General features: G+C 50.8%; 17 protein-coding genes. 6 read left to right on the top strand and 11 right to left on the bottom strand.

The genetic code is table 11. The annotated features are described in order from the left end of the window. Positions 1-18 precede the first annotated feature (18 nt). The 9 genes from MET42_RS0108980 to MET42_RS0109020 form a co-directional block, all read right to left on the bottom strand. Positions 19-1,668, bottom strand: coding sequence for an acyl-CoA synthetase (locus MET42_RS0108980; protein ID WP_029512387.1), 1,650 nt, complete (start codon positions 1,666-1,668; stop codon positions 19-21). Between the two features lie 218 nt (positions 1,669-1,886). After that, on the bottom strand, positions 1,887-3,017 hold the full coding sequence (locus tag MET42_RS0108985; protein ID WP_019882582.1) for a CoA ester lyase: 1,131 nt from the start codon (positions 3,015-3,017) through the stop codon (positions 1,887-1,889). Then, entirely contained in the window at positions 3,014-3,301 is a 288-nt protein-coding gene (locus tag MET42_RS0108990; protein ID WP_019882583.1) for a succinate dehydrogenase assembly factor 2, read from the bottom strand. The genes MET42_RS0108985 and MET42_RS0108990 overlap by 4 nt, the downstream gene beginning before the upstream one ends. A gap of 9 nt (positions 3,302-3,310) precedes the next feature. Beyond that, the gene (locus MET42_RS0108995) at positions 3,311-4,072 is read right to left on the bottom strand and encodes a succinate dehydrogenase iron-sulfur subunit (RefSeq protein WP_019882584.1); all 762 of its coding nucleotides are present in this window, start codon (positions 4,070-4,072) and stop codon (positions 3,311-3,313) included. Between the two features lies 1 nt (position 4,073). Further along, entirely contained in the window at positions 4,074-5,864 is a 1,791-nt protein-coding gene (gene sdhA, locus MET42_RS0109000; protein WP_019882585.1) for a succinate dehydrogenase flavoprotein subunit, read from the bottom strand. 10 nt (positions 5,865-5,874) lie between these two features. After that, the gene (gene sdhD, locus MET42_RS0109005; RefSeq protein WP_019882586.1) at positions 5,875-6,228 is read right to left on the bottom strand and encodes a succinate dehydrogenase, hydrophobic membrane anchor protein; all 354 of its coding nucleotides are present in this window, start codon (positions 6,226-6,228) and stop codon (positions 5,875-5,877) included. 1 nt (position 6,229) lies between these two features. Next, positions 6,230-6,628, bottom strand: a complete 399-nt coding sequence (sdhC, locus tag MET42_RS0109010; protein ID WP_019882587.1) for a succinate dehydrogenase, cytochrome b556 subunit — start codon at positions 6,626-6,628, stop codon at positions 6,230-6,232. A gap of 12 nt (positions 6,629-6,640) precedes the next feature. After that, positions 6,641-7,843 carry a malic enzyme-like NAD(P)-binding protein gene (locus tag MET42_RS0109015; RefSeq protein ID WP_019882588.1) on the bottom strand — a complete coding sequence of 401 codons (1,203 nt, stop codon included), beginning with the start codon at positions 7,841-7,843 and terminating at the stop codon, positions 6,641-6,643. Positions 7,844-7,967: 124 nt separating this feature from the next. Beyond that, entirely contained in the window at positions 7,968-8,702 is a 735-nt protein-coding gene (locus MET42_RS0109020) for a GntR family transcriptional regulator (RefSeq protein WP_019882589.1), read from the bottom strand. A gap of 184 nt (positions 8,703-8,886) precedes the next feature. Between MET42_RS0109020 and MET42_RS0109025 the strand changes: the two genes are divergently transcribed. The 6 genes from MET42_RS0109025 to MET42_RS0109050 all read left to right on the top strand — a co-directional run bounded on the left by MET42_RS0109025 (position 8,887) and on the right by MET42_RS0109050 (position 15,629). Then, on the top strand, positions 8,887-9,768 hold the full coding sequence (locus MET42_RS0109025) for a CoA ester lyase (protein WP_019882590.1): 882 nt from the start codon (positions 8,887-8,889) through the stop codon (positions 9,766-9,768). Between the two features lie 11 nt (positions 9,769-9,779). Beyond that, positions 9,780-10,838: a MaoC family dehydratase gene (locus tag MET42_RS0109030; RefSeq protein ID WP_019882591.1), complete on the top strand. Its 1,059-nt coding sequence runs from the start codon at positions 9,780-9,782 to the stop codon at positions 10,836-10,838. A 2-nt stretch (positions 10,839-10,840) separates the two neighbouring features. After that, on the top strand, positions 10,841-11,839 hold the full coding sequence (locus MET42_RS0109035) for a CoA ester lyase (protein ID WP_019882592.1): 999 nt from the start codon (positions 10,841-10,843) through the stop codon (positions 11,837-11,839). 117 nt (positions 11,840-11,956) lie between these two features. Beyond that, positions 11,957-12,832 (top strand): methylisocitrate lyase, encoded by an 876-nt coding sequence (gene prpB / locus MET42_RS0109040; RefSeq protein WP_019882593.1) that lies wholly within the window; start codon positions 11,957-11,959, stop codon positions 12,830-12,832. 34 nt (positions 12,833-12,866) lie between these two features. Continuing rightward, positions 12,867-14,036, top strand: a complete 1,170-nt coding sequence (gene prpC / locus MET42_RS0109045) for a 2-methylcitrate synthase (RefSeq protein WP_019882594.1) — start codon at positions 12,867-12,869, stop codon at positions 14,034-14,036. A 132-nt stretch (positions 14,037-14,168) separates the two neighbouring features. Then, positions 14,169-15,629, top strand: coding sequence for a bifunctional 2-methylcitrate dehydratase/aconitate hydratase (locus MET42_RS0109050; RefSeq protein WP_019882595.1), 1,461 nt, complete (start codon positions 14,169-14,171; stop codon positions 15,627-15,629). Between the two features lie 53 nt (positions 15,630-15,682). Here the strand turns inward: MET42_RS0109050 and MET42_RS0109055 are convergent, their stop codons facing one another. Together MET42_RS0109055 and MET42_RS14485 are read right to left on the bottom strand one after the other, a co-directional pair. Then, positions 15,683-18,625, bottom strand: coding sequence for a DUF6701 domain-containing protein (locus MET42_RS0109055; RefSeq protein ID WP_232411428.1), 2,943 nt, complete (start codon positions 18,623-18,625; stop codon positions 15,683-15,685). Positions 18,626-18,822: 197 nt separating this feature from the next. Continuing rightward, positions 18,823-22,870: Ig-like domain-containing protein (locus MET42_RS14485; protein WP_198290092.1), on the bottom strand; the 4,048-nt coding region annotated here is incomplete at its 5' end.

Here is a 22,870-nt window from a genome sequence, read left to right on the forward strand (position 1 = left end):
TCTTTAACGCGGCATCTTTCAACGGGCATTGCTTTTTAAATAGGCAATGGCGGGGCTTACATCTTTACGCAAGATTTTACCATTTTTGGTGCGTGGAAACTCTTTGGCCAGATACACAGTTTTAGGCGCCTTGTAAGCGGCCAGGTGCTGTTTGCCAAACGCCATCAGTTCTTCCGGCGCAATCTCAGCATCCGGTTTGGGGATGACATAAATCACCACCAGCAATTTGTCTTTTTCAAGCTCTTCGCCCACAGCCGCACAATCTGCCACGGCTGGGTGGCCTTTATACACGCGCTCAATCTCGTACGGCGACACGCGATAGCCAAAACTCTTGATAATGTCATCCTTGCGGCCCAGGAACCAGATATAGCCATCTGCATCGTATTTGGCATAGTCGCCGGTAAAGAAATAGCCATCGTGTTTATATTTGGCGGTTTCTTCGGGCAGGTTCCAGTAATTCAGAAACAAGCCAGGGTCGGTATCAGGAACGCAAATCATCCCCTCCTCACCCTCCGCCACGGGCTCTAGTGTTTCAGGGTTCAATAATTCAATGTCATGGCCAGGCTGTGGAAAGCCCGCCGAACCGGCACGAATGGGCCGGAAAACGCTTTGCGACAGATAGTAAGAAAACTCACTCATGCCCACGGCTTCATAAATATCCAAGCCAAATCGCTCACGCCATTGCGTCAGCACTTCGTCGGACAAATGCTCACCGGCACTCATAAAATGACGCACGCTGGGAATATCCACCTGGGTAGCCTTGGTTTTTTGCAGCAGCTGACGGTAAATCGTTGGCACACCGATAAAAATGGTCGCCCCATGTTTCGCAATCAACTCCAGCCATTTTTGCGCATCGTTTTTACCTTCATGCACAATCACCGTTTTACCCAGGTACAAGGGATCCATCAGGCCAGTACCCAGCACATAGGTCCAGTTAAACTTGCCGGAATGCATGATACGGTCTTGGGCAGTGTCGCTATAGTTAAACCAGTATTGCGCAGCCGTTTGGCGACCCAGCAACGCGCGGTGCGCATGTAATACACCTTTGGGATAGCCGGTCGTACCGGAGGTATAGACCAGGTAGGCGGCATCTTCACCACGCGTAGCATACGCAGGCGCAAGCTGCTGCACGGCAGCCAATGCAGCCTCTAGTGACAATACGTTAAACACCGTTGAATCTTCAACATCGCCTTGCAGTTGCGTTAGTACAATGTGTCTCAGATTAGGCGTTTGCGAGATATTCTGCTGCATCTTGGCAGACATACCCGCCCAGGCAGCGGCATCGGTAACAAGCACCACGGCACCTGAATCCTTGGCCAGGTAAGCCACCTCTTCCGCAGTCAACAATGTTGAAGTCGGCACCGAAATCGCACCGGTTTTCATCGTGCCTAAAAAAGCAGTCGGATAATCCAGGCTGTTAGGTAAACGAATCAGGACACGGTCACCCGGCAGCACACCCAGCTCACGCAACACCTGGGCAAAGCGATCCGTCCTGGCTGCCAGCTCGGAAAAGGTGATAGTACTGGTACCAAAGGTGTCATCTTCCACAATCATGGCAATTTCATCGGCTTTTGGCGTGCCCAAGTGGCGATCACTACACGCCACCCCGATATTGAAAAATTCAGGGATTTCCCATTGCCATTGTGGATAAGGGGCCAACTGTGTCATGTTCAAACCTTTCCATTCGCTCTGTGCATGCATGGTTTATGCGATGCTGATTTTGCATTTCTTTTGAAAATGCTTTTTTTAAATCTTTCAATACGCGTATCAATACGCGAGCGGGATGAAGCACAAGGCGCACGGAACACAGAAACCGGAATGTACTTAAAGTACATGAGGATTTCGAGTACCGCGCAACGCAGTGATTCGCCCGCGCAGCCATTGATCTATAACAAGATGCCGTAGGGCCAGTTTTGTCGCACTACTTGCGCCGGCATCAACTGCAATACATGCAATGCAAACTCCATGTCACTCACTTTTAAGGTGCGCAAGGCATGTGCGCGCAACAGCGTCTGCAAGGCTTTACCAAACATGGGTGGATCCAGCATTTCACCCTCAAACTTGATCGCACCACCGAGCAAGGCATCCGCTTCAATCGCCGCTTTCAAAATCGCCACTTTCTGGTTAATTTCAGTCGGTGACGGTGTGTATGCGGTTTTGCACAAATGAATATGGCCGGGGTGAATCACCTGCTTGCCGGTCAGCCCCATGGCAGCCTCCTGGCAGGCGTGCTTGTACACCACGCGCGACTCGTTATCGCCATGCAAGTCCAGCCAGCGGCGTACATCATGTGGTTCGACGAATTTGTCCGGCATGATGTTGCTGCCTATCAGGGTTTCCACGCCGCCAATCACGCCTTTACCGGCGATCCTGGCTTCAAAAATCAACTGGTTGATAAAGTAAAACAACTCTTCAATCCAGTGCTCGGGCGTGATATGTATGCCCAGCGCTTTGGAGAAGTCATGAATACCAAACACCACGTGTTTAACCGTGTCGTATTGCATCAACTCCGGTGCGATTTTGAGCGACTTCGGGTGCTCGATAATCGGCTGTATGGTGATATGCGGATTGATACTGAGCAAAAAGCTGGACAGGTCGCGCACCTCAGCCGCACCGTAGGACTCACCGGCCTTAGCCAGCATGACAACGTCGATATACTCGCCCATATCGCGCACCAGCTTCATATCCTCTTCATACTCGTCGGTACGGAAAGAGTTGGCACGGATGGCAATGGTCACGCGTTCATTCACCTTGCGCAGCTTGGGCAACTCCTGGCGCAGCAAGGTACGGCTCATTTCTTTCTGACGACAGCCATCTTCCAGGTCAAAAATCAGCGTATGGGCATTGGTGAAATGCGCATGTTTGACCATGCGGTTGGCCGCCTGCTCCATGTCTTCATAAATGCCCAGGCTGGGCGCATATTTCACCGGTGGGTAATACAACTGTATCCCTGGCCAGTAATCTCCCAATGCGCTGGCATCCAGTGCAATTGGCTCTTCTCCCATGTGCTGACTCATGCGGTTTCCTGTTCTGCCGTGGGCCGGCTTGCTCTTAATTTTTCAAGGATGGCAGCGGACTGTGTTGTCGCGGGTTGCGGATTCACACCCTGGATCAAATCCCAGAACACGTTGTCTGGCAGCTCGAGCAAGGTATCCAATTGCTCCATTTCCGCCAGAGTCAGTCCGCTAAAGTGTTCGCTGACAAAACGTTGCAACACAATATCCAGCTCCAGCATGCCACGGCGGCAACGCCAGGCCAGGCGCCGCTGCTCTGCTTCCCGTAAAATCTCAGCATTCAACATACGTCGCTCCTATAACACCTTGATACCAAAGATCTTCTTGCCAGGCCCATTTTTGCCAGACTTGGCTTCGCTATGCGCCTTGGCCTTTTCAATCTTGAGATCTTTAATCGCCGCAATCGCCGCATTCGGATTGAGTTTTTTCGGGCACACATCAGTACAGTTCATAATGTTGTGGCAGCGATACAAACGATATGGATCTTCCAGGTTTTCCAGGCGTGCATCCTGTTCCTGGTCGCGGCTATCGGCAATAAAGCGATAGGCCTGCATCAGGCCAGCCGGGCCGACAAACTTGTCTGGATTCCACCAAAAGCTCGGGCAGGAGGTGGTACAGGCGCCGCACAAAATACACTCATACAAACCATCCAGCTTGGCACGGTCTTCCGGGCTTTGCAGACGTTCGGTGTCTGGCGGCGTATCATGGTTTTGCAAATATGGCATCACTGAGTGGTAATTATCAAAGAACTGCGTCATATCGACGACCAGGTCGCGAATCACAGGCAAACCAGGCATGGGACGCAATACTACAGGCTCCTGTAACTCACTGAGTTTGGTGATACAGGCCAAACCATTTTTACCATTAATGTTCATGGCATCACTGCCGCACACGCCTTCACGACAGGATTTACGCATGCTCAGCGACTCATCCAGTTCTTTAATCCGTATCAAGGCATCCAGCAACATCTGGTCGCTGTCTTCCAGCGTGACGTCGTAGTCCTGCATATAGGGTTTTTTGTCGACATCAGGGTTAAAGCGGTAGATGGAAAAACGCATATCAATACACCCTTTTCTTTAACTCAAATGTTTCTACGGTCAATGGTTGCAGGCGCACGGGCTTGTAAGCCAGTTTTTGCTCGTGGGCAAAATACAGCGAATGGCTGAGCCAGTTGGCATCGTCACGGTCAGGATAGTCTTCGCGTGCATGGGCACCACGGCTCTCCTGGCGGGCATGCGCGGCTTGCATGGTGGCCAGTGCCACTTGCATCAGGTTATCCAATTCCAACGCTTCGACGCGCGCGGTATTAAAGACTTTGCTTTTGTCGGTAATTCTTAAGTGCTGTGCTTGTTGGGCAACTTGCTGAATCGCACTGACGCCCTCTTCCAGTAACTCGGGGAAGCGGAACACACCGCAGTGCTTTTGCATGGTTTGGCGCATGGCCAGACCAACCTCGGCCACTCTCTCACCGTGACCATCACCTTCCAGCCGGTTTACACGTGCCAGCGTGGCATCAGCAACATGCGCTGGTAATGGTTTATGCGCTTTGCTGGCGGCGATATCGATTGCCATTTTGTCACCCGCGGCTTTACCGAATACCACCAGGTCGAGCAAAGAGTTCGAGCCCAAACGATTGGCCCCGTGCACAGACACACAGGCACACTCCCCCACCGCATACAAACCATTCACCACGCGCTCGGTCTGGCCATCATGCACGACCACCTGGCCATCGAGGTTGGTTGGAATACCACCCATCATGTAATGCGCCGTCGGCACCACCGGAATAGGATGATTCGTAGGATCAACCCCGGCAAAGGTTTTAGCGATTTCGCGGATGCCGGGCAGACGCTTGCTGATAATGTCCTCGCCCAAATGGTCCAGCTTCAGGTACACCGCATCTTTATGTTTGCCAATGCCACGGCCTTCTTTAATTTCCGTCGCCATGGCGCGCGACACTACGTCGCGGCTGGCCAGGTCTTTGGCGCTGGGCGCATAACGCTCCATAAAGCGCTCACCCTCACTATTGACCAGGTAACCGCCTTCACCACGCACGCCTTCAGTAATCAGCACCCCGGCATTCAATACACCGGTCGGGTGAAACTGCCAGAACTCCATATCTTGCAGTGGCAGGCCGGCGCGTGCGGCCATGCCTAGGCCATCACCAGTATTGATATAAGCATTGGTACTGGCCTGGAAAATACGGCCACCGCCACCCGTCGCCAACATTGTGGCCTTGGCATGGATGACATGAATATCACCGGTTTCAATTTCCAGGGCAATCACCCCCAGCACATCGCCGTCCGCATCACGAATCAGGTCCAATGCAAACCACTCGATCAGAAATTGGGTATTGGCTTGCACGTTGCGCTGATACAGCGTGTGCAACATGGCATGTCCAGTACGGTCAGCCACAGCACAGGTGCGTGAAATCGGTTTTTCGCCGAAATTGCGGGTCATGCCACCAAACGGACGCTGGAAGATACGGCCGTTTTCCAGACGGTCAAACGGCATGCCAAAGTGCTCCAGCTCAATAATGGCTTTGGCTGCATTGCGGCACATAAACTCAATCGCATCCTGATCACCGAGGTAGTCCGAGCCTTTGATGGTGTCGTACATATGCCACAACCAATTGTCATCAGACACATTACCCAGCGCTGCCGCAATACCACCTTGCGCCGCCACGGTATGTGAGCGCGTCGGAAATACTTTGGACAGGACAGCAACATCTGCACCCGACTCAGCCAGTTGCAGCGCGGCACGCAAGCCAGCACCGCCACCGCCAATAATGACGGCATCCACCTGATGATGCTGGATATTGCTTGCACCTGTCATATTAGTTACACCAGCCATGCCACTCACCTTAAAAATTCATTCCAAATAAAATCCATATCACCGCTATGGCATTGCCCCATACTGCGAAATTCACCAGCCATTGCAGCACGGCCCGGATGCCTAAATGCGGCACGTAATCGCGCAACACATCACGTACGCCTAACCAGGCATGTAACAGCATGCAAGCAAAAAACCACACCGAGAGCAGACGCCACCACAGCGGTGCAAACAAGGCCTGCCACTCGCTGTAATCCTGTGGCGACAAGCACATCACTCGCAACCATAGCAGCAGCAAAACAACCGCCATCGACAGTGCACACAAGCGCTGTGTCAGCCAGCGACGCATGCCTGGATATTTGGCCGTCAGTAACTCAAACAACATGCTAGCCTCTCACCCAAATCACCCAGATCACAAACACCATGGTGACTGCCACCAGCCACAACACCACCCGGCTGGAAAAGCGTGCTTTTTGTAACGTCGTCATCCAGTGCACATCCATGGCCAGGTGACGAATGCCCGCATAAAAATGATGGAAGAAAGCACAGGCCAAGGCGGTGATCAGTAACTTCACCGGCCATTGCTGGAATTGCTTAGCCACGGCGGCATAGCCTTGCGCGCTGGACAAGGATAAATACAAGGTCCATAACAACAGCGGCTGGATCAGAAACAACACTACCCCGCTGGCGCGGTGCAGAATCGACACCACCGCATTCACCGGCAAGCGGATCGTGAATAAATCCAGATTCTTGGGCCGCTGTTTTTTTTGCTTCTTTACCATCATGCTAAATAACTCTTACTCACCTGCATTGGCCGCACGCGCCACGGCGCCAGCCACGTATTCCATCAAACGTGGATCAAAAGGTTTGGGGATAATGTAGTCTTTACCAAACGACAAAGACGGCAACTGATACGCTTCCAGTACCTGTTGCGGTACAGGCTCACGCGCCAACTGGCTCAGCGCTTTGGCAGCAGCCACTTTCATCTGCTCGGTAATCTGTTTTGCCTGTGCGTCCAGTGCACCACGGAACAAGTAAGGAAAACACAAGGCATTATTGACCTGGTTAGGGAAATCACTGCGGCCAGTCGCCATAATCACGTCATCACGCAAGGCAAATACCTGGCTGGGCAGGATTTCAGGATCAGGATTGGCCAGGGCAAAAATGACCGGGCTCGCGGCCATCAGTGGCACCAGTTCTGGTGGCAAACCATTTTTAGCCGAGACGCCAATAAATACATCCGCCCCTTGCATGGCATCTGCCAGCGTTTTGATATTGCCAACCTCAATCGCCAACGCGCGGTTGTTATCATGTAAATCGTCGCGGCTGTGATCGAGCACCCCTTTGCGATCGACCATGGTGATGTTGGTGGCGCCCATTAACTTGAGCAGCTTGGCGCAGGAACAACCCGCTGCACCCGCGCCTAAAAACACAATTTTGGCGCGGGGCAACGTTTTGCCTTGGAGATCAAGCGCATTCAACAAAGCGGCTGCCACAATCACGGCCGTGCCATGCTGATCATCATGAAATACCGGGATATCCAGACGTTTCTTTAATTCATTTTCAATATAAAAACAGTGCGGCGCAGCAATATCTTCAAGATTGATGCCGCCAAACGTCGGCGCAATATTCACCACAGTCTGGATAAACTCGTCCGGCGTCGCGGCATTGACTTCAATATCAAACACGTCAATATCCGCAAAGCGCTTGAACAATACACCCTTGCCTTCCATGACTGGCTTGCCTGCCAGCGCCCCCACATTGCCTAAACCCAGCACCGCAGTACCATCGGTAATCACTGCCACCAGATTACCTTTATTGGTGTATTTATACGCATTGGCCGGATCTGCCTCGATTTCACGCACTGGCTCGGCCACACCCGGCGTATAAGCAAGCGATAAATCCTGTTGCGTGGCACAAGGCTTGGACGATTCCACGCTCAGCTTCCCTGGCTTGGGAAACTGGTGGTAATCCAGCGCGCGTTGCTTTAAATCGTCCATGACTTCTCCTTGGGTTTTCTATTCTCTTGAATGATTCAAAAACTTCAGCAGCAAGGCGGACAAGCGCAGACAGTGCATATGGCACGGCAAACGCAGCCCAACGCCGCTGATGAAGATTTTTCAATCATTCCAGTTCGCTCATATAGTGGTGATCGTCAGTCAGACACAATCCCAAACGCCACTCCATCGGCTTATCGCCATAAGTAAATGACACGCGCTCTATACTCAGCAGCGGATACCCTTCTTTCAAGCCCAAAGCCTTGGCCACTTCCGCATCCGCCGCGACCGCTTTAATACGCTCTTCAGCCCGGATCATGCGCACACCAAACTGTGATTCATACATGCTGTACATGGAGCCATTGCTCTCTTCTACCTTGGCGCGGTTCAAGCCTTTAAATGGTGCGGCAGGCACAATAATGTGGTCATAAATCAGAGGGCGGCCCGAGAACGTCAGCAAACGCTTCACATCAATCGTGGTTGCGCCTGCTTTCATTTCCAGCACCTTGCCGATATGCACGCTGGCTTTACCTTTAATGCAGGAGATAAACTCATTCTGCAGCATTTCTTTCTGGCCATTTTCTGCAGTCAGACGCAAGAAACGCAGCTTGACGTCATCCTGGTTGTGCGTAGCAACAAAAGTACCTTTGCCCTGGCGCCGAATCAGGATATTTTCTGTCGCCAGGCTATCAATCGCCTTGCGCACAGTGCCCTGACTGACTTTAAACCGCTGCGCCAGGTCAATTTCGCTGGGAATCATATCTCCGGGGCGCCACTCCCCACCGATCAGGCTTTGCGTGATCAGCACTTTAATTTGGTCATACAGCGGCCGGTAACTCGGCGACCCTAACTGCTTATCCATAGATTCGACTCCATTCATGATTGGCACCATCAATTGCACCTGAAACAAGGTTTTTAATTTATATCACAGCGCTTTTTTATTGTCCACTATTTTATATCTTATATAAGACATAAGATATTTGTTGACACAGTTTTTTTATTCATGAATAATGAATCTAATTTCTTGCCGTAACAAAGGAAAACCCATGTCATATGCACTCAGACCCAGACGCTCGATGCTATATGTTCCTGGCTGTAATCAACATTACCTGGAACGTGCTCGCTCACTCGCGGCAGACTCTGTCATTCTGGACCTGGGCGACCCTATTCTGGTGGATGCCAAAATTCAATCCCGCCACAACGTAGTGAATGCGGTGCAGCAAGGTGGCTACGGTAAAAGAGAAGTCGTAGTGCGCGTCAATGACTTGCACTCCATCTGGGGCCATGACGACATTCAAGCGGTGGCTAATATTGGTGCAGATGCCATTTTGTTTCCTAATATAGAATCACGCGAAGATGTATTGCAGGCGCAGCAGTTATTAGATGAGGCTGGCGGCAAAAATGTACCCATGATGGTCATGATAGAAAGTCCACTGGCCGTATTGAATGCCAAGGAAATTGCCGCAGCTTCAGACCGCATCATCTGTATGGTGATGGCAACCTCAGACCTGATTTCACAACTGCACGCACGTGTGACGCACGAACGTTCAGCCATCCTGACCTCATTATCCCTGGTGGTGCTGGCCGCACGCGCTTACGGCAAAGGCGTGATTGATGGTATTACTTCAGATTTCAAAAACATGCATTCGTTTGAATATGCCTGTCGCATAGGCCGAGACATCGGCATGGATGGCAAATCGCTGGTGCATCCGGCGCAAATTGCTTATTGCAATGACGCGTATACGCCGCAACGCGCAGAAGTCGAACATGCGCGGCTGATTATCAAAGCCCTCAAAGAAGCCAACGAGGGTGGGCGCGGCACGGTGGTGGTGAATGACAAACTGGTCGAACATCACCACATCAAAGCCGCACAACGCTTGATTCAACTGGCAGAGGCCATTGCCGAGCTGGAAGAAGAGTTTATATAAAGGAGTTGAAAATGAGCACAAAAATCAACACCGGACGTTTTTTCGAACATTTTGTACTGGGTGAAACCATCCAGCACGCCACGCCGCGCACCATCACGACAGGTGACACGGCGCTGTATATTGCGCTAACGGGCGCACGCAACCCCCTACATTGCAGCACGCCGCTGGCACAGTCGCTGGGTTACCCGCAGATGCCGATTGATGACCTGCTGGCGTTTCATATTGCTTTTGGCAAGACCGTCCCAGATATCTCAGTCAATGCCGTCGCCAATCTCGGCTATGCTGATGTACGGTTTATCCAGCCCGTATACGTGGGCGACACGCTGACGACCGCCAGTGAAGTCATCGGCCTAAAACAGAATTCCAACGGCAAAAATGGCGTGGTCTGGGTGCGCTCAACCACGGTTAACCAGCAACAGCAACCGGTACTCAGCTGGGTACGCTGGGTGATGGTGCACAAGAAAAACCAGGAGGCGCCAGCGCCGGACACTGTCATTCCTGAGCTGCCGGAATTTGTCAGCCCTGAATCATTAGCCGTGCCAGCCCACTTCAAGCTAAATAATAGCCTGGGCACAGCCACAGCTGGTCAATACTGGTGGGACGATTACGAAGTGGGTGAATGCATGCGCCACCCTTCTGGCCTGACCATCAATGAAAGTGACCATACCATGGCCACGCACCTATATCAGAACAATGCGCGCCTGCACTTTGATGCGCACCTGATGAAAAGCACACCGCAGGGCCAGTGCCTGGTATACGGCGGCGTAGTGATTTCGGCCTGTCGTGCCCTCAGTTATGAAGGACTGGAAAACGCCATTTCCATCCTGGCGATTAACGGTGGCACCCATGCCAATCCAAGTTATTCGGGTGACACCATTTATTGCCTGACCAAGGTATTGGATAAATGGGCCCTGCCCCATCCTGAGTTAGGCGCATTACGCTTACGCATGGTCGGCGTCAAAAATATGCCGCCAGCTACCCTGGAAAACATCAAAACCACGCAGGGCTATCACCCGCACGTGGTACTCGATCTCGACTATACCGTTCTTATTCCACGCAAAGGAAACTAAACATGGCTGTTCATCCAAATCAGGCACTTTTTGGCGGTGAAAAGCCGTTTCCGGTGATTCCGGCTTGTGAACATTTTGCCGGTAGCGAAAAGTTGATCCTGAAAGCCTTGTCACTCCAAGACCCGGCCACGCCTAATGGTGTCGGCCCGGTATTTGATATTACCTGTGATTGTGAAGATGGCGCCGCCAGCGGCCAGGAACAAGCACATGCAGAAATGATCGTCCGCATACTGAATTCCGAAGCCAATAAATACAAAATGGCCGGGGCACGTATTCATGACTACACGCACCCGCACTGGAAAAAGGATATCGACATTCTGGTCGGCGGCGCGGGTGAAGTGCTGAGCTATATCACGATTCCTAAATGTACCGATATCGCCCAAGCCCGTGAAATGATCACCTATATTCAGCAAGTCGCGAAGCAACACGGCATTCGCCGTGAGATTCCGGTACATATCCTGATTGAAACGCATGGCGCACTCAGACAGGTACATGAAATTGCACAACTGCCGTGGTTACAGGTGCTGGATTTCGGCCTGATGGACTTTGTCAGCGCCCACCACGGCGCTATCCCCGCCGCAGCCATGCGCAGCCCCGGCCAGTTTGACCACCGGTTGCTGGCACGCGCCAAGACCGAAGTCGTCTCTGCCGCGCTGGCCAATGGCGTGGTGCCTGCGCACAACGTGACGCTAGACCTGAAAAATGTAGAAGTCACTTACAGCGATGCGTATCGCGCGCGTAACGAATTCGGTTTTATGCGTATGTGGAGCATCTATCCGACGCAGATTCAGGCCATTGTCGATGCCATGAAACCTAATTTTGACGAAGTGACAGACGCCGCCAATATCCTGCTGGCAGCACAAACGGCCGATTGGGGGCCAATTCAGTATGCGGGCGAGTTGCATGACCGTGCCACCTATCGTTATTTCTGGGAAGTGCTGCAAAAAGCCAAGCAAACCGGTGTTGCCATGCCGGAAGATGCTGAACACGCCTTCTTTTAATACTTAGCCACAGAGATCACAGAGCACACAGAGAAAATCTGAGACATTTTTTATTCAGCTTGATGTATCTCTCTGAGACCTCTGTGTTCTCTGTGGCTTAAAGATAAGGGTTTAAATATGCAACAAATCACAACAGCAGGCGCGCGTTTCCGCGCCGCACTGGCCGCAGAAAAACCATTACAGATTATCGGTGCCATCAATGCCTATCACGCCATGCTGGCCACACAATCCGGGTTTAAAGCCATTTACTTGTCCGGTGGTGGCGTTGCTGCAGGCTCCTTGGGGCTGCCAGATTTAGGCATTTCTGGCCTTGAAGATGTATTGGTCGATGTGCGCCGGATTACCGATGCCGTCGATACGCCATTGCTGGTCGATATCGATACCGGTTTTGGCGGCGCCTTCAACATTGCGCGCACAATTAAAAGTGTTGCCAAAGCGGGTGCAGCGGCCGTGCATATTGAAGACCAGGTCAGTGCCAAACGCTGCGGCCATCGCCCCAATAAAGCGATTGTCAGCCTGGACGAAATGGTAGACCGCGTCAAAGCTGCAGTGGATGCCAAACCTGATGATGACTTTGTCGTTATGGCGCGCACCGATGCGCTGGCGGTAGAAGGTTTGCAATCCGCCATAGACCGCGCCTGTGCCTGTGTTGAAGCTGGCGCCGACATGATTTTCCCGGAAGCGATGACAGACCTGGACATGTACCAGCAGTTTGTCGATGCGGTCAAAGTGCCTGTGCTGGCGAACATTACCGAGTTCGGCTCCACGCCTTTATTTACAGTAGACGAACTGGCCACTGCCGGAGTCGGCATGGTGCTGTATCCGTTGTCAGCCTTCCGCGCCATGAACCAGGCGGCACTCAGGGTCTATGAGGGTGTGCGTAAGGATGGCACACAAAAGAATGTATTGGACCTGATGCAAACGCGTGCCGACTTGTATGAGCACCTGGGTTATCACGCTTTTGAACAGAAACTAGACGCGCTGTATAAATAATCAACACACGCGACCAGAAACAAGGAGGTTAGTTATGAACACCACCACTGATCCAACTATTCCAGCCACCGAAGCCCCAAAACGCAAAAAAGGCGTGGCGCTGGCAGGTGTGGCTGCCGGCACCACGGCCATTTGTACCGTGGGCCATAGCGGTAATGACTTGCATTACCGTGGTTACGATATCATCGAACTGGCAACACATGCGACGTTCGAAGAAGTCGCTTATTTGCTGATACACGGCGAGCTGCCCACCCAACCACAGCTCACCGCTTATCACCAAAAGCTCAAAAAGCTACGCGGCCTGCCCAGTGCACTTAAAGCCGTACTGGAACAGATTCCTGCCAATGCGCACCCTATGGATGTGATGCGCACGGGTTGTTCAATGTTGGGCACATTGGAGCCAGAAGCCATTGACCGCAATACGGCGGGCGCACAGGCATTAGGTGATCGATTAATTGCCTGTTTTGGCTCCATCCTCATTTACTGGTACCAGTTTAGCCACCGTGGTGTGCGGATTGAGGTAGAAACCGATGACGATTCCATCGCCGCACATTTCCTGCATATTCTGCATGGCAAAAAGCCATCCGAACTACATATCAAAGCCATGAATACTTCACTGGTGCTGTATGCCGAGCATGAGTTTAACGCATCGACTTTCACCTCACGCGTGATTGCCGGCACTCTGTCTGACTTGTACTCCTGCATTACGGGGGCTATTGGCGCCCTGCGTGGCCCCAAACATGGTGGCGCCAACGAAGCGGCGATGGAGATTATCGAGCGCTACAAAACAGCGGATGAGGCAGAGTCTGACATCATGGCGCGTATGGCACGCAAGGAAATCATTATTGGCTTTGGCCATCCGGTCTATACCATCGCCGACCCCCGCAATGAGTCGATTAAAGCTGTCAGCAAATCACTCTGCCAAGATGCAGGCAATATGTCATTGTTTGATATTTCTGCCCGCATTGAAGAAACCATGTGGCGTGAGAAAAAAATGTTCCCCAACCTGGATTGGTACAGCGCCTCCAGCTATCACATGATGGGCATTCCAACCGGCATGTTCACGCCTATTTTTGTGATTTCACGTACCACCGGTTGGGTAGCTCATGCCATTGAGCAACGTATAGACAACAAAATTATCCGTCCGAATGCAGAGTACAACGGCCCGGATAACAGACCGTTTGTACCCATTAACCAGCGTTAGCCCTCAATTTAACCGCACCCTGAACCCTGCCTAATGCTTTGAAATAGCAAGCATCAGACCCAAGGTGCGCCTAAATTCAGGCTTTAAGATAACGCAGTGATTCGTTTTTAACACATTGATAAAGGTATAAAAATGTCCGCCCATATCTCTAACGTCCGTCCAGACCCGGATCAGGTAATCGTTGATATTGCCAATTACGTGGCAGATTTTGAAATCAGCTCGACTGAGGCCTATGACACCGCCCGTAACTGCCTGATGGATACCTTGGGCTGTGGCTTCGAAGCCCTGGATTACCCGGCTTGCACCAAACTACTGGGGCCGGTGATTGCCGGGACAGTGGTGCCGAATGGCGCCAAAGTGCCAGGCACCTCTTATCAGCTGGACCCGATCCTGGCGGCCTTTAACATCGGCGCCATGATCCGCTGGCTGGATTTTAACGATACCTGGCTGGCGGCAGAATGGGGCCACCCTTCTGATAACCTGGGCGGCATCCTGGCTTCTGCCGACTATATGTCACGCAAACACGTGGCTGAAGGCAAGCCGGCACTGACGATGAAAGACGTACTGACCGCCATGATTAAGGCGCATGAAATTCAAGGCGTGCTGGCACTGGAAAACAGTTTTAACCGTGTGGGCCTAGACCACGTGATCCTAGTTAAAATCGCTTCAACCGCCGTGGTGACCAAATTATTGGGTGGTAATAAGCAAGACATTATCAATGCCGTGTCTAACGCCTTTGTTGATGGCCAAAGTTTGCGTACCTACCGTCATAGCCCGAATACCGGTTCACGTAAGTCCTGGGCGGCTGGCGATGCCACCTCACGTGCGGTGCGCCTGGCCTGGATGACGTTGCAAGGCGAAATGGGTTACCCAAGCGCACTCACGGCCAAGACCTGGGGCTTCTACGATGTCCTGTTTAAAGGCAATGCCTTCAAATTCCAGCGCCCATACGGTAGCTATGTCATGGAGCAGGTATTGTTCAAAATCTCTTTCCCGGCCGAGTTCCATGCACAAACCGCGGTGGAATCTGCATTCCAGTTAAACAAAGAAGTCGGTAATCGCCTGCAAACGCTGGAAGATATCGCCAATATTGAGAAAATCATCATCACCACCCATGAGTCGGCAATTCGCATTATTGATAAAACCGGCCCGATGAATAACCCGGCCGACCGCGATCACTGTATTCAGTATATGGCCGCCGTGGGCTTGCTCAAAGGCAGTTTGACGGCGCTGGACTACGAAGATGCCGCAGCAGCCGACCCACGCATTGATGCCCTGCGTGACAAAATGACCTGTGTAGAGAAGTCAGAATACACACGTGACTACCTCGACCCGGAAAAACGCTCGATTGCCAACGCCATCCAGATTTTCTTTAAAGATGGTACGCAGTCCAGCAATATTGCCGTGGAATATCCGATTGGCCACCGCCGTCGCCGTGGCGAGGGCATCCCGGAGCTGGTGAAGAAATTCCAAGTCAACCTGGCGCGCCGTTTTGATTCAGCCAGACAAGCCGAGATTCTAGCTCTGTGTCAGGACCAGGCCAAACTGGAAGCCACTTCAGTCAATCAGTTTGTCGATATGCTGATGGTTTAACCACAACCGAAAGCTCGGACTGCTGACACAAAAATAGGCAGTCCGTTTTACCGTTAAAAGCTTTCCCGCATATAAACGATCGGTGACTTATAGATGCCGAACGTCGCCCGCGCCTCAGGATCGACACCAAACCAGGGCATCACACCATCAATAGCCGGCGTTTCTGCCTGACTGACACAGGTTTTATCATTGTTTGAGGCCACACCGAGATTCACCTCTACGTCGACACTGCCTGTATTAGGCTGGCCACCGCTCACCCCTGGTGCTGTTAATCTAAGACCTAACAAGCCATTCACCATTGTAGCGTTACCGGCCAAATGTGTTTCACAGGCATTTAACTGACCATGGTAGTTTTTCATGACAACACTTGATAACGGAACCGTTGTACAGCTATCGCCCACACTTCTGACATAAGCAACAACACTATCACTCCAATACTGCGCCTCCAGTTGTAAAGGCAGTGGCAATAACTCAGAACCATGCGCAGGAGATAAATATAATCGCCCATAACGAAATGGACTACTGCTCGCAGAGACAGCCACCGCACTGGATATGGTGACGCCATCATCATCCAGCGGCTGTGCCTCCACGCTGATATTAGTCACAGGTGTGCGATTACCGGGTCTGCTCACCTGATGGGCAACTTGAATCGTTGCCTGACCTTGACTCCATACGCCTGCGGATCCATTTACCTTGGAGATTAAAGTAAACGTGTGAGGAGAAAGATTAAAGTGATAGGCAGCATAACTATTGAGATTCATTCGGGCAAAGCCACCATAAACGCCCGTATAGTTCTGGGTAGTCACTCCGCTGGAATTTAGCGCTTTAATCTGGAATCGTGTCAACAATCCATCCTGGCCAAAATATGAAAACTGGTTGCTGCATGCGGGGGTGACTGATTGCGGGCTAATCGCAAAATGGTCGGGCACAAAGCGCCCCATATATACATTCGTGCTCGGCGCATAGCCAAAGGCACAGGCTTGCTTGTTATTGCTGGCAGTAAACCCTGCCACACAATCGCCAACACTGGCATCCACCTGGGTAAACGTGTCATCGTAAATACCCAGCGCACTAAATCTAAAATAGCCGACTTCATCATAGCTAAAGCTTGTACCGGTGCTGTTGCCATAGCTGTCTTGGCTAAACGTCCCAGAGACTGCACCGGTATGTACAGCGCCCGTATGTGCTATGAGTTTGCTGGGATCTATTTTAGCCGTGCCGTTATAGTTAGATAAACCGGTGCTGGCGGTCATGTTAAATCGGCCACTGCCCGCTTTAATGATCGGCGTATTGCTAGTACTGATACCAGTAGCAACATCTGCATTGGCATTGCTTGAACTCACACTGCTAAAATTTGCAGGCCGCACTGCAAAATTATCTGTCGACAGCGAAGTCTGCTGAGTGGCATTGGGGTCAGTCACTGTGCAACGTACATTTTTATAAGCATTGCTAATTGTGTTAGAGAGTCGCTTACGGCCAGCATCACTATTGCTGAAAGTGAGATTCTGCGTTGAAAGGTTGGTTGTCGTGCCGCCACAGCTTTGATTGATCAATACAGCAGGATCACCGCAGTCAATCAGCCTCACTTCTACAGTTTGATTACCCTGCCCTGTCGCGACATAATCAGTATTGACGCTATTATCAGCGGCAAGCGCGACCACATCGACATTAAACGCACTATTCGCAATCTGGGTGAATAAGTGACCATTAGCCGCGTTCGGGTTGCTGACTGAAGGATCAATACAATTGAATTTATTGGCCGGTGTTGAGCATCTGTTTGTCGGATAGCCAAAAGGGTTGATGACACAAGATGTTTGTGAGCAGCTACCTGAACTGGCACAGCATATTCCCGCGGTATTAGAGCCCCATTGCAGTTGGATAGCTGCCGGATAACTCGAACTCGTCCTGGCACAGCCGTTAATCCTGCCGTTATTGATAATAACGCCAGTCACGGACACCGAATTATTGATGACTGAATTGCTATCCAGATAAACGTTATTATTAGCATATGCTGCCATCCCGCTATTGGTGACCTGCACACGGCCATGAATGATAGAGCCGTTAAACAGATTGACACTGGCACTCGCCTCGGAACTGACGTTCACCGTTCCATTGATAACACTTTGATAAACTGCCACGTTACTGGTGGTAAATCCGCTGGATAAAGCAGTGATATCCCCGTACACGATCGAGCCAGTCCCGAGTGCAATATAACCAGAAACTGCCTGTATGGCGCCATTATAATGGCTATTTTGTGCTGAACTCGCATACACATTCGCCACGCGTATATCACCACCAATGGTGTTATTTTGACCGTATAAATAAAGATTGCAGCTGTCACAGTTGACCCATGAGTCGACAATGTTAAATCCGTAAAGTGTTACCGTACCAGAGGTCGTACTGAGGCTGCCATGAATCATGGCACTGTCGTATAACGTGACCAGCCCCGTTCTCGCCGCTACATGGCCATTAATCACTGTATTTTGTAATAGACTGATTGCACCGTAACTGCTCGCAGAGACATCGCCTTGTATCGTGCCACGCGCCGTGATGCTACCTGTTGACGTCAACAGGTTACCGCGGATATAAGGCGCGCCGGTGAGTGTCATGGAATAAATGCCAGAGTTGATGGTCGCATGCACCGTGGCGGCGTTAACGGTGACCAAACCATTCACCTGAAAGCTGACATTTGCATTTTGTGTGGCACTACCTATGCTATAGATGCCGATATTCAGTGAGCCATTAACGGTAATGCTGACATTGCCGGTATCGAGAAATTGTACGTGGTCTTGAATATTGGTGTAGCCCGTACAGGTATACGTCCCCGCGCTACCAACACAGCCTGGTGGCATAGGCGCACCTGAAACAGCCGGAAAGGAGTACATGGCATCGACAGAACCGCTGGCAAGTAGTAGCAAAAAACCGAGAATAATCTGGAGGATGCGTACGCGATAAATCCACTTCTGAACGCTTAAAACAAAACCTGCTAGATGCATACAAGAAAACCAAATAAAACATTAGTTAACTTATTTTACCAATATTAATAAAAGAAACATAAATATGTTAACAAATGTTTTTATGCCTCTTATTGCAATATGCAAGTAAATTGGCCTATAGAGAATGGGGGCCGTCTCATGATCAATAGAAAATAAAAAAGCGACCCGAAGGTCGCTTTTTTGACAGACACTGATAATTAATCAGTAATCAGTTTTTGCTGTGACAACAAGTTAGAGATAATCGCTGCATCAGAGGTCTGACCTGTGGTCAGGTCCACACCACTCAGCACAATCTGCTGGGTCGTATTACCGCTGCTGAAGCTGCCAGACACATTGTGTGCATCCGTTGCGAAACCACCATTAGAGCTGATATGGATAATTGTATCGCTGCCGGATTTTTCAAAGTGCAGGTAGTTCACCAGGTTGCCAGCATTCTCGCCTTGCAGCAAGTCACGTACATCCAGGATATCGCCGCCCTGGCTGACAGAGCTCTTGTCGAAACTATTGATCGTGTCACGTGCGACACTGCCATTGACAAGAGCATCATCACCGCGATCCCACTTGAACACGTCTACGCCAGCGCCACCAGTCAGGGTATCGTTACCTTTACCACCGATCAGGATGTCGTTGCCATCGCCGCCATTCAGCTTATCGTTGCCAGCACCACCGCGCAGGATGTCATTACCAGCGCCACCATTCAAGGTATCGTTACCGGCATAGCCGTAGATAATGTCATTGCCAGACGTACCATTCACGGTATTGTCAGCGCTATCGCCGCCAATAATTGGCGTACCCTTGTTGCTGTTCAACAAATCAATATTGATCAGGTTAGAGGCGGATTCGCTGTCCTGCAAGCCAGTGCTGTCCACTGCAGTGATTTTGAAGTTCTGGAACAGGCTCAAATCAACGGCCTGCTCATTGGTTTTAACCGTTGACAAGAACTCATTGAGCGCAAGGTTATCCACTGTGCCACCATCAGCAGCAGTGATCACCATTTTGCCATTAGCACCGATCAAGCCGAGGAAACCACTGCTTTGCGTGTAGCTCACATTCAGGCCCAACTCATTCGCAACGGCTTGTGAATAAGTCAGATAGGCCGTGCCTAATGTCACACCAATAAAGGTGTTATAGGCAATCGTCACAGAGCTGATGTTGTTATTCACATCACTTGCAGTGAATGCCTGACGGCTTGAGAAGTTGAGCAAGTCTACATTCAACAAACCTGGCAAGGTCAACAAGCCAGCGGCCCCCATACCATTGCTGACTTCTGGCGCCACTTGTGGGATAGAGGTTATCTGCTTAGCCACATTCACAGTCAGCGTTGCAGAACTGGTATCGCCATCATTGTCGCTTAATGTGTAATTAAACGAGCTGGTGCCAGCAACGCTGGTGTTTTTCGGTGTGAATGAGAATGAACCATCATCCATATCAACCAGCAAAGTGCCTTGTGCAGTCGTGATCACCAGTTTATGGCTGGTAGCATCATACGTACTGTTATTGGTACCAGTCACGGTAATGGCACCGGTTGATGAGTTGAAGGTATAAGTAGAACCGTCAACCGCTATCGATTTCACATAACCACCATCTGCACCAAAGCCACCACCTGAGGTCAAGCTACCGGTAATTGGGCTGCTCACAGTCTCATTCAGGACAGAGTCTAACTGGTTAAACGATGTCACACGTACGCCATCTGTATTCGTACCCGTTTGGCCATCATAAGCAATCGGATTCAACTCAGTGTTTGAAGTGACGCCGGAACCGATACCAATCGAGTAAGACTTGATATGGTTGTTATTCAGGAAGTTAATCCATGTCGCCTCTTCTGCTTGCTGGATACCTCTGTCTCCATTATTGCTATTCTCTTGACCAGTCAAGCTACTATCACCACCGACACCACGGTTAGGTTGGCCATCAGTGAAGAAGTAGGACACGTTTTGTGCATTATCCAGCTTACCGGATGTACCAAACGCATTCATGGCCGTGTTCAACGCAGAGTCATAGTTGGTATTACCATCCGCTGACAGATTATTCAGGTAAGCCTTGGCTTGTGCAACGGTCAACCAGCCACTACCCAATTGTTTGGTTTGATCCAAACCTGCAAATACCACCAGTGAGACTTTCACGTCACCCATATCGTCATATTTATCCAGCAAGTTCTTAATTGACTGAATAGCACTGGCCAAACGGGTCTGATTATTCACACCATCAGTGGTCGTCATACTGCCAGAAATATCTAGCGTAATCATGAGGTTGGTATTGGCAGAGTTGGTAGCCGTCACGGTTTGGTTAGTCGCTGTTGGCGCATCATCTGAAACATTAACAGTGATAGAGCCTTTAGTCGTCGTGTCAGCATCGTTGGCGTTCACACCGAACTTGATTGCCAAAGTATCTTCCTGACCAGCCACTGGATGATCAATCGGGCCTGACAACTGCACCGCATAGTCACCTTTGCTGTCGATCGTGACACGAATCACTTCTTTACCATTGGCAGAACCAATCAAAGTACCTGTGTTATTGCCTGACCAGGTGATAGTCGTACCACCAGAGGTGTAGGTCGTTGTTGGCTCTGTCAGGGTCACGCTCTTCAAGTCGCCATTTGGATCAGAAATACCCATGGAACCGCTAGCGATAACATTAGAAGGACCAGAGTCCAGCAAACCGTTTGGCAGACCATCTTCAGACACTGAAGCAGACGCATCCAGGGTCACAAAGACTGGCGACTGATTGAGTGTGTATGCATAGTTGTCGCTAGGCACACTGATGTTGCCTGCATTGTCAGTGGCAGTCACAGTGTAGTTGTGCAAACCTTTGGTAATGTCAGTCGTCGGCGTAAATGTCCACTTACCATCTTTATCAGCAACAGCAGTACCTACTTTGGTGGAACCATCGTAGATAGTCACTGTACTACCCGCTTCCGCCTTACCGGTTAAGGTTGGCGTTGCATCATCAGCCACACCGCCATTTCCGACATTGCCTTTCACTGCACCAAAGTCATCATAGATGTTATCGATGGTTGGTTTGTTCGGCGCAATGACATCCACTACATAAGTCAGCTGCGTGGTGGCTACACCAATATTGCCAGCGGTATCTGTTGTAGTCACTTTAGCATCAATAGTTTTGTCTGCGTCGGCAACCAATTCTGAACCAGGCACACTCACAGTAAAGCCTAATTTGCCGTCAGGACGGGTAATCACTGTTGTGTTGTAATCTTTACCGTTGATGGTCACAACCACTGGGTCACCCAGTTTGGCCTCACCACCGACAGTACCAGTGACAGGCTGATTTACACCTGGTTGAGACTCGGCAATATTGATAATGCCATCGCCACCAAAGTTAGCATCCAAAGCGATTGTCGCTACTGGCGGCGTCAGATCCAGGCTGTATGTCAATTGGGTAGACTGGCTCGCTGTGTTACCAGCGTTGTCAGTCACAGTCACTTTCGCATCAATCGTCTTGTCAGCATCAGCAGCCAGCTCATTACCAGCCACATTGACACTGAAGCCCAGTTTGCCGTCAGGACGGGTAATCACTGTTGTGTTGTAGTCTTTACCGTTGATGGTCACAACGACTGGATCACCTACTTTAGCGTCACCGCCAACAGTACCAGTCACTGGCGTAATCGAAGTCGCTTTCGCTTCTTCAATGTTGATGATGCCATCACCACCGAAGTTGGCGTCAAGCGCGATCTCGGCTTTAGGTGGCGTCAGGTCCAGGCTGTAAGTCAATTGGGTAGACTGGCTCGCTGTGTTACCAGCGTTGTCAGTCACAGTGACCTTGGCATCAATCGTCTTGTCAGCATCAGCAGCCAGCTCATTACCAGCCACATTGACACTGAAGCCCAGTTTGCCGTCAGGACGGGTAACCACTGTTGTGTTGTAGTCTTTACCGTTGATGGTCACAACTACTGGGTCACCCAGTTTAGCGTCGCCGCCAACTGTACCCGTTACCGGCGTAATGGAAGTCGCTTTCGCTTCTTCAATGTTGATGATGCCATCACCACCGAAGTTGGCGTCAAGCGCGATCTCGGCTTTAGGTGGCGTCAGATCCAGGCTGTAGGTCAACTGAGTAGACTGGCTCGCTGTGTTACCAGCATTGTCAGTCACAGTGACCTTGGCATCGATAGTCTTGTCAGCATCAGCAGCCAGTTCGTTACCAGCCACATTGACACTGAAGCCCAGTTTGCCGTCAGGACGGGTAACCACTGTTGTGTTGTAGTCTTTACCGTTGATGGTCACAACTACTGGG

The organism is Methylophilus sp. 42 (assembly GCF_000384155.1).
Taxonomy (GTDB): domain Bacteria; phylum Pseudomonadota; class Gammaproteobacteria; order Burkholderiales; family Methylophilaceae; genus Methylophilus.